Source organism: Streptomyces sp. NPDC037100, assembly GCF_055606225.1.
Map to the genome: position 1 here is coordinate 244,032 of NZ_JBVJSX010000008.1, position 14,619 is coordinate 258,650.

The following is a 14,619-nucleotide window of genomic DNA, read 5'->3' on the forward strand; positions in this document are numbered from 1 at the left end:
CTCGCGTCAGGGGTAGCGCTGCTCCATCGTCTGCCGCAGCAGCTCCAGCGAGTCACGGGGCTTGAGCGCCTCGTCCGCGAGCCGGTCCAGCGCGATCCGGTACTCCTCGGTCTCGTCGCGGTCCTCGAGGAAGTTCGCGCTCTTGATGTGCTCCAGGTAGACCACGTCGGGCAGATCGAGGCCGCCGAAGCGCAGATACGTGATCGGAATGGCCGGTGCCGAGGCGTTGGTGACGCTCAGCGGCACGATCTGCAACGTCACGTTGGGGCGTTCGGCCATCTCCACGAGGTGTGCGAGCTGCTCCCGCATCACCTCGGCACTGCCCAGGACGCGCAGCAGCACGGACTCGTCGATGATCGCCCAGAGCTGCGGGGCGTCCGCCCGCGACACCAACCGGGCGCGGTGCCTGCGCAGTTCGACGCGCCGCTCCACCTCACCTGCCGCCGCGTTCGGCAGCCCGCGCTCCACCACGGCCCTGGTGTAGGCGGGAGTCTGCAAGAGGCCGGGCACGTACTGGATCTCGAAGGTACGGATGGTGGCGGCGGCCTCCTGCAGTCCCACCAGCCGGTCGAACCACTCGGGCATCAGCCGCTTGTCGTACCGCTGCCACCAGCCCGGCTCACCCGCCCGCTGCAGCAGCTTGAGCAGCACCGAGACCTCGTAGTCGTCGGTGCCGTACAGCTCAAGCAGCGTACGGACGTCGTTCTCCGTCGGCGGGCGGCGGCCCTTGCCCGACTCGATGCGGGACAACTTCGCGGCACTGAACCCGGCGGCGCGCGCCGCCTGGTCCTGGGCGAACCCGGCGTCCTCTCGGAAGCCGGCGAGCTGTACACCGACCAGCATCTTCAGCAGAGTCGGCGCCGGCTCGGGCCTGTCCAGGTAGGGTTCCAGACGGGAGATGCGATGCGACGCGGCGGACATCCTGACTCCCAGCAGACCGGCACAAGGGCGACTTACACTATCGCACTTCACCGGGCCTTCACGCATCCACCCAAGCGGCCCGACAGAAGTGGTGAGTTGGGCTCCGCTTCTCCCCCCAGGGCGTGACATCGCGCGCGAGACGACACCGCCCCTCAGAGCAGGTGGTCGAACTCGCCGTCCTTCGCGCCGGCCAGGAAGGCCGCCACCTCCGCCGACGTGTAGACCAGGGCGGGGCCGTCGGGGTCACGGGAGTTGCGCACGGCGATCCCGCCGTCCACGAGGGGGGCGACTTCGACGCAGTTGCCCTCGGCGTTGCTGTGCCGGCTCTTGATCCAGCAGGCGTCCAACGAGCTTGCCTGCACTCCGTTCTGCACTGGTGGCACCGCAGTCTCCTTGCTGTTCTCGTTCCCCGCCGCGCACGGTGTGCCCGGCCGTTCCTCCGTGTGCGGCCGCGTCCCTTCGGCCGCACTCGTCCCGGCTTGCGTACCCACAACGGCTGGAATTTCACGCAATTTCTCGTGCAATTGCACGCGAGCGCCTTCAGCGTGGATAATAGCTGCGGCGTCAACCCCCGGGCCGACGCCGTGTCCTGACGTCGCATCGGGGAGATGCCGTGTCATCACCTGCGCAGCACGTGCTCCGGCCGCCGAGTGGGGCTGCGGCACACGCAGGCGCACCCGAGGAGAGTCACACCGTGCCGGCCGGCCCGCACGCGGCCACGCCGTACGGGATCCCGCCCTCGGTGCCGAAGACACTGCCGCAGTTCTCGGGCACCCTGTCCGCCTCGGCCATCCTGCGGGTCGAGTGCAGCCGGGAGGGGTTCGCCCGAGTCCGGTCCTTCACCCGCGACACCCTGCACGACTGGTCGCTCGACCACCGCTGTGACGACGCGAGTCTCGTCATCACCGAGCTCGCCGCCAACGCCGCGACGCACGCGGCACCGAGAACCCCCGGTGTGCCGGAGATCCGGCTCGGATTCCTCCTGGATCCCGGTCACCTGCTGGTCACCGTCTCCGACCTCGACGACCACCCGCCCGTGTTCGCGCCGACCGGCGTCGCCCTGGAGGAACACGGCCGGGGGTTGTGCATCGTCGACGCCCTGTCCGAGGAGTGGGGCTGGTCCCCGGGTGCCCCGGCGGGCAAGACGGTCTGGGCCCGGTTGTCGACCCGGCCGGCCACACCCTGTCCACCCATCTGACACGACTGCCGCGGAAAGGCCCCTCGCCATGCGCAGCGCTTCGACGGAACACCCGAGCAGCGAGCGCCCCCAGCGCCCCGACGCCCCCACCAGGACGGCCCGGAACACGCCGCTCACGGCACTGGACCGCGTGCCGTGGGGCGACATCCAGGACTCCACCGGCTCGGCGGCGGCCATTCCCCTCCTGCTCAACGGCATCGCCGGGGGTGATGCCGACACCGCCCGCTCCGCCCTGGACGACCTGCGGAAACGGATCTGCCAGTTCGGTTTCGTCGTGGAGCAGGCGACGGCGGCCACTGTCCCGTTCCTGTGGGAGCTGGCCAAACTGCCGCAGGTGACCTGCCGTGCCCAGATCATCCGGCTGCTCAAGAGCATCGCCGACGCCCGGCAGTGGGAGAGCACCGCCGCCGTCTATCCGAAACTGCTGAACCATAGGGAGAACCCGGTGGTGTGGGAGCGTGCGGCCCGGCAGGCCGTGCGGGCCCGGCGCGGTGAGCTCGGCCGGCTGCTGGCGGACGAGGACCGTGAGATCGCCCGTGCCACGAACGAGCTGGCCCGCTCGCTGGGCGCCTGAAACCGTCGTACGTGGTGCGGTGGCCAGGGAGCCCGTGCAGGTCCTCAGACGTGATGAAACGGTGAGAACCCCCTGTCACCATGGGTGATGCCCCTCGCCTCCCTGAGCGCGGCAGTGTAGACATGGCACATGGTCCGACTCTTGGGTCGATCCGGGACCCGATCGCCCCTGCGGCCCGGCGCTGCGCCGTCGGCACGGCAGCGGCGGGAGGCGGGCCCGTCGCGGTGGCAACCGGTGGCGGGGCTGCGGTCGGTGCTGGGCGGACGCAGCGTCGCCGGACAGGTGTTCCTGCTCGTCGTGGTGATCGTGCTGCTGCTGGTCGTGGCGGCCGTCGTGGCGCTGGTGCTGCAGGTGCGGCACGACACGACGCAGGAGGCCCGCAACCGGTCGCTCGCCGTCGCGGAGACCTTCGCCAACGCGCCGGGCACCGTCGAGGCGCTGCAGGGCCCTGATCCCACCGCCGTGCTCCAGCCACGTGCCGAAGCCGCCCGTGAGCGGTCGAAGGTCGACTTCGTCGTCGTCATGAACACCGAAGGGATCCGCTACACCCACCCCAAGCCCGATCGGATCGGGAAGAAGTTCGTCGGGACGATCGCGCCGGCGCTGGCCGGGAAGTCGTTCACCGAGAAGATCGACGGCACCATCGGCCCGCTCGTCCAGGCCGTCGTTCCGGTGAAGGACCAGGACGGCCGGGTCGTGGGCCTGGTCTCGGCGGGGATCACGACCAAGAACGTGGGCGGGACCGCCGACCGCCAGCTGCCGCTCGTGCTCGCGGCCGCCGCAGCGGCGCTCGCCCTGGCGACGGCGGGTGCCGCGCTGGTGAGCCGGCGCCTGCTGCGCCAGACCCACGGGCTCGGGCCGCACGAGATGACCCGGATGTACGAACACCACGACGCCGTGCTGCACGCCGTGCGCGAGGGCGTGCTCATCGTCGACGACGCGGGCACCCTGCTGCTCGCCAACGACGAGGCGCACCGCCTGCTCGGGCTGCCCGCCGACGCCGAGGGCCGGCACGTCCTCGCTCTGGGTCTCGACCCGGGCATCGCCGACCTGTTGGCCTCGGGCCGCGTCGCCACGGACGAGGTGCACCTGGTCGGGGACCGGCTCCTCGCCGTCAACCAGCGGACCACGGACCGTGCGGGTGTCCCGCCCGGCAGCGTCGCCACCCTGCGCGACTCCACGGAGCTGCGGGCCCTGTCCGGGCGGGCCGAGACGGCGCGGGAGCGGCTCAACATGCTGTACGACGCCGGAGTGGGCATCGGGACCAGCCTGGATGTGACCCGCACCGCCGAGGAGCTCACCGAGCTGGCCGTGCCCCGGTTCGCCGACTTCGTCACCGTGGACCTGTTCGACGCCGTACTGGGCGGCGGGCAGCCGAATGCGGCGGCGGCGCTCAGCCGGACCGCGGTGAGCGGGATCCGCCAGGACGCGCCGCTCTATCCGGCCGGGGAGCGGATCAGGTTCGTCGAGTCCTCTCCGCAGGGCCGCAGCCTCGCCACGGGCAGCCCCGTCCTGGAGCCCCGGCTGGGCGAGGCCTCGGGCTGGCAGGCGCAGGACCTGGAGCGCTCCGCGCAGATCGTCGCGTACGGCATCCACTCGCTGATCACCGTGCCGCTGCGGGCCGGCGCCCTGATACTCGGCGTGGTGAGCTTCTGGCGCTACGAGAAGCAGGAGCCTTTCGACACGGACGAGCTGGCCCTGGCGGAGGAGCTGGTCGCGCGGGCCGCCGTCTCGATCGACAACGCCCGCCGCTACACCCGCGAGCACAGCATGGCGGTGACGCTCCAGCGCAGCCTGCTCCCCCGCAATCTGCCCGAGCAGGACGCCCTGGAGATCGCCTACCGCTATTTGCCGGCGCAGGCCGGTGTGGGCGGCGACTGGTTCGACGTGCTGCCGCTGTCGGGGGCCAGGGTCGCGCTCGTCGTGGGGGACGTCGTCGGCCATGGGCTGTACGCCGCGGCCACGATGGGGCGGCTGCGCACCGCGGTGCACAACTTTTCCGCACTCGATCTGCCCCCCGAGGAACTCATCGCCCTGCTGGACGAGTTGGTCAGCCGGATCGACCAGGACGAGGCGGAGGAGGACGGCAGCGCCCCGGTGACCGGCGCGACCTGTCTGTACGCCGTCTACGATCCGGTCTCCCGGCGCTGCACCGTCGCGCGGGCCGGGCACCCCCCGCCGGCGCTGATCCACCCCGACGGCAGCGTGGAGTTCCCCGACGTGCCCGCCGGTCCCCCGCTGGGGCTCGGCGGCCTGCCGTTCGAGACGGCGGAGCTGGAACTGGCGGAAGGCAGCCGGCTCGTCCTCTACACCGACGGGCTGGTCGAGGACCGGGAGCGGGACATCGACGTCGGGCTGGAGATGCTGCGCGAGGCGCTGGGCCGGGCCGGGCAGTCCCCGGAGGACACCTGCCGGATCGTGCTCGACTCGCAGCTCACGGCCCGCTCCAGCGACGACATCGCGCTGATCGTGGCGCGTACCCGGGCACTTACCCCCGACCACGTCGCAGAGTGGCCGGTGCCGGCCGATCCGGCCGCCGTGGGCGAGGTGCGGGCGGCGGTCAGCCGGCAGCTGGCCGAGTGGGGCCTGGAGGAGCTGACGTTCAGCACGGAACTGATCCTGAGCGAGCTGGTCACCAACGCGCTGCGGTACGGCGGCGGCCCCATGCGCGTGCGAGTGCTGCGGGACCGCAACCTGATCTGCGAGGTGTTCGACAGCAGCAGCACCTCGCCGCACCTGCGGTACGCGACCATGACGGACGAGGGCGGGCGGGGCCTGTTCCTCGTGGCGCAGCTCGCGGAGCGCTGGGGGACGCGCTATCTGCCCGCGGGGAAGGTGATCTGGGCGGAGCAGCCCCTGCCATAAGGCCGATCAGGGGCTTCCCATAAAGTAGCCTTATGGGCCCATAGACCAGACCCTCGTACCGGGTTAGGCATGCCTTAGTTTAAGCTTCCCGTTGAGATCGCTTTGTCGCCGCTCGAAGGGAACCTGACCATGCCCCGCCCCCTGCGGGTCGCCATCGTCGGATCCGGCCCCGCCGGGATCTACGCCGCCGACGCCCTGCTCAAGTCCGAGGTGGCCGCCGAACCCGGTGTGTCCATAGACATCTTCGAGCGCATGCCGGCGCCGTTCGGACTGATCCGTTACGGCGTCGCCCCCGACCACCCGCGGATCAAGGGCATCATCACCGCCCTGCACCAAGTGCTCGACAAACCGCAGATCCGTCTCTTCGGCAACGTGGACTACGGCACGGACATCGGCCTGGACGACCTGCGCGCGTTCTATGACGGCGTGATCTTCGCAACCGGCGCGACGGCCGACCGAGCGCTCTCGCTGCCGGGCATCGACCTCGACGGCTCGTACGGCGCCGCGGACTTCGTGTCCTGGTACGACGGTCACCCGGATGTCCCGCGCACGTGGCCGCTGGAGGCGGAGAAGGTCGCCGTGCTCGGCGTCGGCAACGTCGCGCTCGACATCGCGCGCGTCCTGGCCAAGACGGCGGACGAGCTGCTGCCGACCGAGATCCCGGCGAACGTCTACGAGGGTCTGAAGGCCAACCGGGCCAAGGAGATCCACGTGTTCGGCCGACGCGGCCCGGCACAGGCCAAGTTCAGCCCGATGGAGCTGCGGGAGCTCGACCACTCCCCCAACATCGAGGTCATCGTCGACCCCGAGGACATCGACTACGACGAGGGCTCGATCACCACGCGGCGCGGCAACAAGCAGGCCGACATGGTGGCCAAGACCCTGGAGAACTGGGCGATCCGCGACGTCGGTGACCGCCCCCACAAGCTCTTCCTGCACTTCTTCGAGTCGCCGGTCGAGGTCCTCGGCGAGGACGGCAAGGTCGTGGGTCTGCGCACCGAGCGCACCGAGCTCGACGGCACCGGCAACGTCAAGGGCACCGGTACCTTCAACACCTGGGACGTCGGCGCGGTGTACCGCGCGGTCGGCTACCTGTCCGACAAACTCCCCAAGCTGCCCTGGGACATCGACTCCGGCACCGTTCCGGACGAGGGCGGCCGGGTCATCCAGGAGACGGGCGAGCACCTGCAGTCCACGTACGTCACCGGCTGGATCCGGCGCGGCCCCATCGGCCTCATCGGGCACACCAAGGGCGACGCCAACGAGACGGTGGCGAACCTGCTGGCCGACTACGCGGGCGGCCGGCTGCACACGCCCGCCACCCCCGAGCCCGAGGCCGTGGACGCATTCCTCGCCGAGCGCGACATCCGCTTCACCACCTGGGACGGCTGGTACAAGCTGGACGCCGCGGAGAAGGCTCTGGGTGAGCCCGAGGGCCGCGCGCGCGTGAAGATCGTCGAGCGCGAGGACATGCTGCGGGCCAGCGGCGCCTGACGCTGCACACCTGACGTCTCACATCCCGCAGGGCGGGTCCGGTGCAATGTCACCGGACCCGCCCTTCTGCGTACTTGAAGCGTGTACGATCCGGATGCTTCACCGAACCATCACATCGCCTTCACCTGAAGGCCATGCAGGGGGGACGAACGTCCATGCGTATACGCCTTGTCGCCACCACGGCCGTCGCCGCCGGGGCCCTCACCGCCCTCTCGGCGGTTCCGGCCCAGGCCGCCGAGTACGACTCCGCTCTGAAGATCCGGGGCATCCAGTACGACGCTCCCGGCAGCGACTCGAACCGGTGCTCGGGCGGGAACACCGCCGAGGAGTACCTGACCATCAAGAACTACTCGCGCTCCACGACGGTGAACCTCAAGGGGTACGTCGTGAAGGACGCCGCGGGCAACAAGTTCACCTTCACCGCGAGCCACACCCTTCAGCCGGGCGACTACGTGAAGCTGCGCGGCGGCAACGGGGCGGACTCCGACACCAATAACGTCGTCTACCGCGACAACTGCAACTTCATGTGGAACAACGACAAGGACACCATCTACGTGTACAAGCCGTCCGGCAGCCGTGCCGACGTGCACTCGTACACCAGGAGCGGCTCCGACCCGGACCACAACGGATACATCACGTACCACGGCTGACCCCTCGTCGGGCCGGCGTCGGCCCTCCGATCCAGGGGGCCGGCAGCCAGCGATCGAGGTGGGCGCGCAGGCCCGCGAGGTCGGTGCCACGGGCGGCCAGGTGACCCACATGCGCGTCGGGCCGTACGAGGGCGTGGGTGAGGCCCGGCGTAGGCGCGCAGTGGGGTCGCGAGGCCAAGTCCGGTGGGGCCCGCGTCCACCACGAGCACGTCCAGGGGTGCCGTCATGACACACACCGTGGACGCGGCCGGCCGGCCCCATGCCGTCGCCGTGCGGCGTGCCGGGACCCTCCGCGACGCGTGCGTGGCGGAGGGCTCCCGTACGGTGGTGCCGGTTCAGACCTCCAGGTCGGCTTCGATACGGCGCAGCTGGTGGCGGGCCATCGCGAGGTTGGCCCTGCTCCCGTCGAGCACGAGGTAGAGGAAGAGACCGCTGCCTCCGCGCCCCTTCAACAGGCGGATGAGGTGGTACTGGGTGTTCAGGGTGATCAGGATGTCCTCGATCTCCTCCTTCAAGCCGAGGTGCTCCATGGTGCGCAGCTTGGACCGCACGACGTCGGTGTTGCCCGCGGCGGCGACTTCCAGGTTGAAGTCCTTGCCGCCGCCGAGGGTGCCGAGGGCCATGCCGCTGGTGTAGTCGACGAGGGCGACGGCCGTCGCTCCGTCGATGGAGCTCAGGCATTCCTTCAGCGCGGTCTCCGTGTTGGCCATGCGCTCGGTTCCTTTCCTTCGGTCTTCTACTTCGGTGGTGGGTCAGGAGGTTCGGGTGGCTCAGATTCCGGTGTGCGGGCGCGGCTGGTGCGTGGGCCGCTGCGGGGTGCGTACCGGGAGGGTGCCGATGGGACGGTCCGTGGCCGGGGGCACCGTTGCGAGGTGCTCTTCGGACGCCGGCCGGTCGGCGTGGCGGCCGGTGCCCGGGCCCACGCGCGTGGCCAGCAGGTCGGCGATCCGGGCGCCGCTGCGCCGGCCTTCGAGGTGGAGGCGGCCGACGTTGACGCGGTCTTCGGCGAGAAGGGTGAGTACGGCGGTGGTCCCGGCGGCGTAGGTGGCGACGTAGCCACCGGAGCCCCGCACCAGCAGTTCGCGGAAGTCGCCGCGGGCGGCGGCGTCGGTCATGCGGTAGGCGACACCGAGGGCGGCGGCGGTGAGCGCCGCGAGTCCCTCCGGTTCGGTGTCCGGCACGTCGTGGGCGAGGACGAGTCCGTCGACGGTGGCCGCGAGGGAGCCCGTCAGCCGGGGTATGCGGGTACGGAGCCGACGCAGTTCGTCCAGGACGTCGGTCTCGACGGCCATGAGCAGTCTCCTTTCGGCACGCTGTCTTCGCGCGCGGATCACAGTGCCTCCAAGGCGTGCAGGAGCCGTCGCAACAGTGCGGTGTCGGGCTCGTCCGGTGCGGCGGGACGAGGGGTGGGGCCCGGCTCGGCGGACACGGGGGCGGGGGCTGGGGTCGACGAGGGGACCAGGGGCGCCACGGGGGCCACCAGTCCGGCGGCGGCGAGGCGGCGGAGTTCGACGAGGGTGTGGAAGGTGCGGCAGGCCAGGGCCGTGGCGATCTGGGCGGCGGTGCGGACACCGTCGACCTGGGCGAGGGTCCGGCCGCGGCGGGCCGGCAGGTCGGCGGCGTCCGGGCCGGGCACGCGGGCGAGAGGAGCCCGGTCGACGGCTGGTTCGGGCCATATGCGGTGCAGCAGTTCGCGACGGCGTCTGGATTCGCGCAGGACGGTGTCCACCGGTACGGACCGGACCGCGCCGAGCCAGTGTGCGGCTCCTGGGCGGAACCGGAGAGCCGGTCCGTCGTGGGCGAGGACGAAGTACGCCGCGTCGAAGAGGGCGCCCAGGTGGCACAGTTCCAGCGCGCCGGCGGCGAGCTGACCACTGTCCACCAGCTGCCGTCCGACGCGGCAGCGTCGCCCGGCCTGGTCGATCGCCTCCCACCAGCCGTCCGGGGCGAGCGCACCGCTGTGGGTAAGCAGGTCGCCGAGGTCGGGTGTGACGGCGGATTCGACGTGGACGACGTGTCCCGTCGCGAGGTAGACGATCCCCGACTCGGTGGACAGGGCACCGGTCGCCCCCTGTGCGGCGAGGGTCCTCAGCAGGGCCGAGGCCGGTTCGTCCGTGCGCGGGGCCCGGGTCGGTGCGGTCATCCGAGCACCAGCCGGTCCGTCAGCTCGGCCAGCCGGATGCGGGCCAGGGCCAGGTTGCCTTCGCCGCGGTCGAGCCATAAGTGCACGAACACGGTGCTGTCGAAGGTCGTCGTGACGAACCTGAGCAGGTGGTACGAGTCGGCGTTCGTGATGATCAGATCCTGTACGGGGGGTTCCTTGCCGGGCGGCCCGTCGGGGCCGTCAGGACCGCCGCCGGACGATGCACCTGTGCCGTCACCCGACGGTTGGCCGGTGAGGGCGAGGGCGCCGCTCTCGGTGGCGAGGCGGGCGAGTTCGGCGGTTTCCGCAGCCGTCGCCTCCGCGTCGCCACCGGGTGCGTCACCTACCGCGCCCAGGGCGAGACCACTGATCCAGTCGACCACCGACGCCCCTCGAGCACCTGGCAAGCGCATGGCTTCCAGCAGACTCTCGTCGATTCCGGGCACGCCGAATCCCCTCCCCCTGCACGGCCGTTCCCGCGAACGTGAGCACGACACTACGGAATGTGGTGGGCGCAGGTGAACGCTTTGGCATTTTCCAAAGGAATGTGCAGGGAAGCAGGCGGAGGGTGAACGGGCTTGATCGGAAGCGGGCAGGATGCATCACAGGGCTCCACAGGGCGGTTGGCCACTCACCCTGACCTGTACCTTCACGACTTACGCACACCAGGGCGTCCCGCGGCGATTCGCAGGTTCGGCAAGCCTTCGCAGGCTTCAGCAGGACTCATGCTGACCACTTGCTGACTCAACTGACGGGTAATCAGGTCGATGTGCACGACGTCGCCCCGCGCTGTCACACATCCGCCCCAGCGATGTCGGCCGACCAAGGCAACGGCTCCTGTGCCCCGCCTGCGGGCTCAGGCGGACACCGTCAAGGGACCGTCGCAGCACCACAGGGCCCAGCCAACTGACCTACGGCCGATTGCGGGCTGCAGCACGTGCTCATCTGCCGACGTCGGCTCCTCAGACCGAGGGAGGCGAAACATGGCGGCGAACCGCCGGTTGGCCAAACCGGCGGTTTTTCTCACCATTGGAACTGCGAGCGCGGTGCCGCTGGTCTCATGAGGGAGTTCCGAGCGTGAGCGAGGACAGCTGTTTCGTTCGCCTACAACGAGTCCGCAATCAGGGCTTGGCAGGCTGGTCGGCCATTGCCGGAATCAGCCGAGCGCTTGGATGAGGGCGTTGCACGCCTGCTCGCACGAGCGGCAGGCTTCGGCACACAAGCGGCAGTGCTCGTGCTGGTCGGAGTGGGCCATCAGGGATCTCCTCTGGCTGCCACAGGCCGGCGGGCCGGGCGGCCATACTTCTTCGACTGCGGCGCTGCACTCTCCGGATAGCCACCAGGAGGCGTGACAAACGCGCCTGGGGTGCCCCCCTGAGGGGGGCACCCCAGGCGCGTGCCGGTTCGGGCAGGTCAGTGGTGGGCGTGGACGACGGCGTGGCCCTTGCCGCGGCCGATCATCCACTTGTTGACCGGGGTGGTGATCAGGAAGGCGACACCGAATCCGCCCAGCAGGGCGGACCAGAACAGCCCGTCGGACAGATGGGCGTCCATCGCGCCCGGGGTGAGCGCGATGATCGCGTTGTCGACGAATTCCATCACGGCGATGGAGACGGTGTCGGCGGCGAGCGCGACCTTGATCGCGGACTTGAGGTCCAGGCCGGCCCGGAGGACCGCGAACAGGGTGAAGGAGTAGCCGAAGAGGAATGCGAGTGTGATCGCCAGGACCATGGTGGGCACGTTGCCCCACAGCAGGGCGGTACCGATCACCATGCCGAGGATCTCGCCGATGGCGCAGCCGGTCAGGCAGTGCAGCGTCGCCTTTGCCGCCGTCCCCCAGGACGCCCCTGTGTGCCCGCCGTGGTGCGCCACCTGATCAGCGGGAGCATGGTGGGCGGCGTGGTCGTGCTCCGTGCCGGCGTGATGAGCGCTGTGGTCCATGACCTTTCATCCCCAATCCCGTCCAGTGTGGCCCGTTCCCGGGCCTCACACCAGAAACCATATACCCCCCGGGGGTATGCCTCAAGTGGTGGGCGGCGGGACATCGGTCAGCGGGACCCGGGACTCTCACACCTCAAGACCGAGAGGCCGCGCAGCCGGTCCGCAGGCGCCACCGGCTTGGCCGGTGGGAGCGGAGCACGCTGCCCCACAGGGGCGGGCGCTGTTCGGCGCCCACCCCTCCTACCGAAGACCGGTGATGGTTCAGGCAGCGACGGGCTGCGGCTCGGGGGTGGGGGTCGCCAGACGGCCGGTGCGATGCAGGCCGTACAGGGCGGCCGCGCAGACGAGGCCGAGCGCGACCAGGGAGATCCACGGCAGCGCGGGCATGCCCGCCTCGCGGGCGGCGTCGAGTGCGGCGCCCGTGAGCAGGTTGCCGAGCGTGATGCCAATCCCGCAGATGGTGTTGTACAGCCCGTAGTGCGTGGCCACGAGCCGGTCACCAGAGAGGCGGACAATGGTGTCCATCTCGAAGGGATAGGCGATCATCGTGCCGACGGCCAGCAGCAGCGCGGCGAGCGTCGGCGGCACGGCGGCGAGCAGCCACAGGCCCACCCCGGACTTCGGGACGGCCACAGCGGTGGCCAGCAGCAGGGGCACAAACGCAAGACCCATGACTGACAGGCCCAAAATCAAAGCCTGGCCGGGCTCGTACCTTGCCTTGCACCATGCGGTCACCCGTGTCTGGCCAAGGATCGTGCTCAGCCCGGAGACGGCGAAGAGCACCGCCACCGCCGCCGTGCCGAATTCCCCGTCCCCGCCGAGCCGGCGCACCTCCAGCGGCAGGGACAGGTAGACCTGGAAGGTGAGGACATACGAGCCGATCATGGCTCCGGAGAAGAGCAGGAACGGCCGGTTGGCGAGGATGCCGCACCACTGGGCGAGCACGCTCTCCCGGCGCTGGTCCTCCTTGTTCTTGGTGCCCTCGGCACGCCGGGCGGGCAGGGCGCGGATCTGCACGATGCTCAGCAGCGCGAAGATCGCGGCGGCCACCAGGCACGTGATGCGGAAGTCGACCCCGGTCAGCACCATCCCGACCAGCGGGCCCAGCAAGATGCCAGCCTGGTAGAAGACGTTGAACAGGGCGAACGCCTCGACCCTGCGCTCCCCCGCGTCGGCCGCGAGATACGCCCGGACCGCCGGGTTGAACAGCGCCCCGGCCAGCCCGGTGGCCGCGGAAGCGGCGATCAGCGCGGCCAGCGAGTCGACCAGTCCGAGCGTCGCGAAGCCGAGGGTGCGCAGCACACACCCGGCCACGATCATCGGCTTGTAACCGAACCGGTCGGCGAGCGTGCCGCCGACGAGGAACATGCCCTGCTGGCTGAAGTTCCGTACGCCGAGGACGAGTCCGACAACCCAGCCGGCCAATCCGAGAGTGCCGGAGAGGTGGGCGGCCAGGTAGGGCATCAGCATGTAGAAGCCGAGGTTGATGGTGAACTGGTTCACCATCAACAGCTGAACGCTGCGTTCATACGTGCGGACCTGTGCGAGGGTGCCCTTCACCGGCTCTCCCCCTCCTTCGCCGCGTCAGCCCCGCCGCCCTGCGACGGGTCGGTCAGGGTGAGCGGATCGACCACGTTGGTGCACCGAGTCCAGCGGGTGACCTCCTTCTCATCCACGCGGCCGATCACCTCCGGCTCGGGCGCGGGCGGGGAGTCGAGCAGGCCGTGGGCAGCGCAGTAGTCGTCGTCGAAAACCGTCCCGAGGTAGCGCTGCGGGCCATCGGGGAAGATCGCCGCGATCCGGGTGTCCGCGGGCATGGTGCGGGCCAGCCACCCGGCGACCAGGGCAGCCGCCCCCACGCTCCACCCACCGGTGGCGTAGTGCGAGGCGGCCAGCTGCCGACAGGTCCACACCGCCTCCTGCGGCGCGACCCAGTGCACCTCGGAGAAGTTCTCGTAAGCCACGTTGCGGGGGTAGATGCTCGAGCCCAGGCCCCGCATCAGCCGGGGCCGGGCCGGTTGGCCGAAGATCGTGGATCCGATGGTGTCGACCCCGACTACCTTCAGCTCGGGATACAGCTGCTTCAGCACCCGGGAGACACCGGCGGAGTGACCGCCGGTGCCCACGCTGCAGACCAGGACGTCGATGTGGCCCAGCTCGGTCGCCAGTTCCAGGCCGAGCGGAGTGTAGGCGCTGGTGTTGTCCGGGTTGTTGTACTGGTCCGGGCACCACGAGCCCGGGTGCTGTGCCATCAGCAACTGGACGCGCTCGCGGCGGGCCTGCTGCCAGCCGCCAGTGGGGTGGGGTTCGGAGACCACGTTGACCTGGGCGCCGTACGCGGTCAGCAGCCGGGTCATGGACATCTCCAGACCCGGGTCGGTGACCAAGGTGACCGGATGGCCGTAGACCATCCCAGCCAGCGCCAGGCCCAGACCGAGGGTGCCACTGGTGGACTCGATGATGCGGGCGCCGGGCAGCAGGTCACCGCGGGCGCGGGCCCGCTCCACCATGTGCAGGCCGGGCCGGTCCTTGATCCCGCCGGGGTTGAAGCCCTCCAGCTTCGCCCAGAAGCCGCGGTCCGCGGGTGTCAGCGGCTCGGACACCCGCAGCAGCGGTGTGTTGCCCACCAGGCCCGACAGGGCGGATCGGTCCGGTGTGACGGTCGTGTTCGTCGGTGACTGCATCTCTTTCGCTCTCGCTCGATGAATGCGCGGTGCGTGCTCACTCGCGCCACGGCTCCAAGGCGGACAATCGGTCCGGGCTTGTGGAGCCGTCGCACGGCAGCCGGCTGGTGCAGACGGCTGCGGGCGGGAGGTCTAGATGCGCCACCGGG

General features: G+C 70.3%; 14 protein-coding genes and 1 pseudogene. 5 read left to right on the plus strand and 10 right to left on the minus strand.

The genetic code is table 11. From position 1 onward, the window contains the following. Nucleotides 1-6: 6 nt before the first annotated feature. On the minus strand, nucleotides 7-921 hold the full coding sequence (locus tag ACZ7EG_RS26130; RefSeq protein ID WP_471083521.1) for a helix-turn-helix domain-containing protein: 915 nt from the start codon (nucleotides 919-921) through the stop codon (nucleotides 7-9). Between the two features lie 152 nt (nucleotides 922-1,073). Continuing rightward, a complete protein-coding gene (locus tag ACZ7EG_RS26135; protein ID WP_053668903.1) occupies nucleotides 1,074-1,304 on the minus strand; it encodes a DUF397 domain-containing protein in 231 nt (76 codons plus the stop codon). A 311-nt stretch (nucleotides 1,305-1,615) separates the two neighbouring features. Between ACZ7EG_RS26135 and ACZ7EG_RS26140 the strand changes: the two genes are divergently transcribed. The 5 genes from ACZ7EG_RS26140 to ACZ7EG_RS26160 all read left to right on the plus strand — a co-directional run bounded on the left by ACZ7EG_RS26140 (nucleotide 1,616) and on the right by ACZ7EG_RS26160 (nucleotide 7,702). Further along, on the plus strand, nucleotides 1,616-2,119 hold the full coding sequence (locus tag ACZ7EG_RS26140) for an ATP-binding protein (RefSeq protein WP_471083524.1): 504 nt from the start codon (nucleotides 1,616-1,618) through the stop codon (nucleotides 2,117-2,119). A gap of 28 nt (nucleotides 2,120-2,147) precedes the next feature. Then, complete coding sequence (locus ACZ7EG_RS26145; RefSeq protein WP_471083527.1) at nucleotides 2,148-2,693, plus strand: hypothetical protein; 546 nt, start codon at nucleotides 2,148-2,150, stop codon at nucleotides 2,691-2,693. A 129-nt stretch (nucleotides 2,694-2,822) separates the two neighbouring features. Further along, on the plus strand, nucleotides 2,823-5,558 hold the full coding sequence (locus ACZ7EG_RS26150) for a SpoIIE family protein phosphatase (protein ID WP_471083530.1): 2,736 nt from the start codon (nucleotides 2,823-2,825) through the stop codon (nucleotides 5,556-5,558). A gap of 129 nt (nucleotides 5,559-5,687) precedes the next feature. Next, entirely contained in the window at nucleotides 5,688-7,052 is a 1,365-nt protein-coding gene (locus ACZ7EG_RS26155) for an FAD-dependent oxidoreductase (protein ID WP_471083533.1), read from the plus strand. Between the two features lie 155 nt (nucleotides 7,053-7,207). Next, complete coding sequence (locus ACZ7EG_RS26160) at nucleotides 7,208-7,702, plus strand: lamin tail domain-containing protein (RefSeq protein WP_471083536.1); 495 nt, start codon at nucleotides 7,208-7,210, stop codon at nucleotides 7,700-7,702. A 335-nt stretch (nucleotides 7,703-8,037) separates the two neighbouring features. Here the strand turns inward: ACZ7EG_RS26160 and ACZ7EG_RS26165 are convergent, their stop codons facing one another. The 8 genes and pseudogenes from ACZ7EG_RS26165 to ACZ7EG_RS26200 all read right to left on the minus strand — a co-directional run bounded on the left by ACZ7EG_RS26165 (nucleotide 8,038) and on the right by ACZ7EG_RS26200 (nucleotide 14,470). Then, nucleotides 8,038-8,412 (minus strand): roadblock/LC7 domain-containing protein, encoded by a 375-nt coding sequence (locus tag ACZ7EG_RS26165; protein ID WP_031136637.1) that lies wholly within the window; start codon nucleotides 8,410-8,412, stop codon nucleotides 8,038-8,040. A gap of 60 nt (nucleotides 8,413-8,472) precedes the next feature. Further along, nucleotides 8,473-8,994, minus strand: coding sequence for a roadblock/LC7 domain-containing protein (locus ACZ7EG_RS26170; RefSeq protein WP_471083540.1), 522 nt, complete (start codon nucleotides 8,992-8,994; stop codon nucleotides 8,473-8,475). Between the two features lie 38 nt (nucleotides 8,995-9,032). Continuing rightward, a complete protein-coding gene (locus tag ACZ7EG_RS26175) occupies nucleotides 9,033-9,845 on the minus strand; it encodes a hypothetical protein (protein ID WP_471083543.1) in 813 nt (270 codons plus the stop codon). Then, nucleotides 9,842-10,291, minus strand: a complete 450-nt coding sequence (locus ACZ7EG_RS26180) for a hypothetical protein (RefSeq protein ID WP_471083546.1) — start codon at nucleotides 10,289-10,291, stop codon at nucleotides 9,842-9,844. Before ACZ7EG_RS26180 ends, ACZ7EG_RS26175 begins: the two co-directional genes overlap by 4 nt. A 710-nt stretch (nucleotides 10,292-11,001) precedes the next feature. Then, nucleotides 11,002-11,127, minus strand: a pseudogene (locus ACZ7EG_RS26185) (four-helix bundle copper-binding protein); the annotation flags it as partial. 131 nt (nucleotides 11,128-11,258) lie between these two features. After that, on the minus strand, nucleotides 11,259-11,786 hold the full coding sequence (locus ACZ7EG_RS26190) for a DUF4396 domain-containing protein (RefSeq protein ID WP_471083549.1): 528 nt from the start codon (nucleotides 11,784-11,786) through the stop codon (nucleotides 11,259-11,261). Nucleotides 11,787-12,047: 261 nt separating this feature from the next. Continuing rightward, nucleotides 12,048-13,346, minus strand: coding sequence for an MDR family MFS transporter (locus ACZ7EG_RS26195; protein ID WP_471083552.1), 1,299 nt, complete (start codon nucleotides 13,344-13,346; stop codon nucleotides 12,048-12,050). After that, a complete protein-coding gene (locus ACZ7EG_RS26200; protein ID WP_471083555.1) occupies nucleotides 13,343-14,470 on the minus strand; it encodes a PLP-dependent cysteine synthase family protein in 1,128 nt (375 codons plus the stop codon). Before ACZ7EG_RS26200 ends, ACZ7EG_RS26195 begins: the two co-directional genes overlap by 4 nt. Between the last annotated feature and the right edge of the window lie 149 nt (nucleotides 14,471-14,619).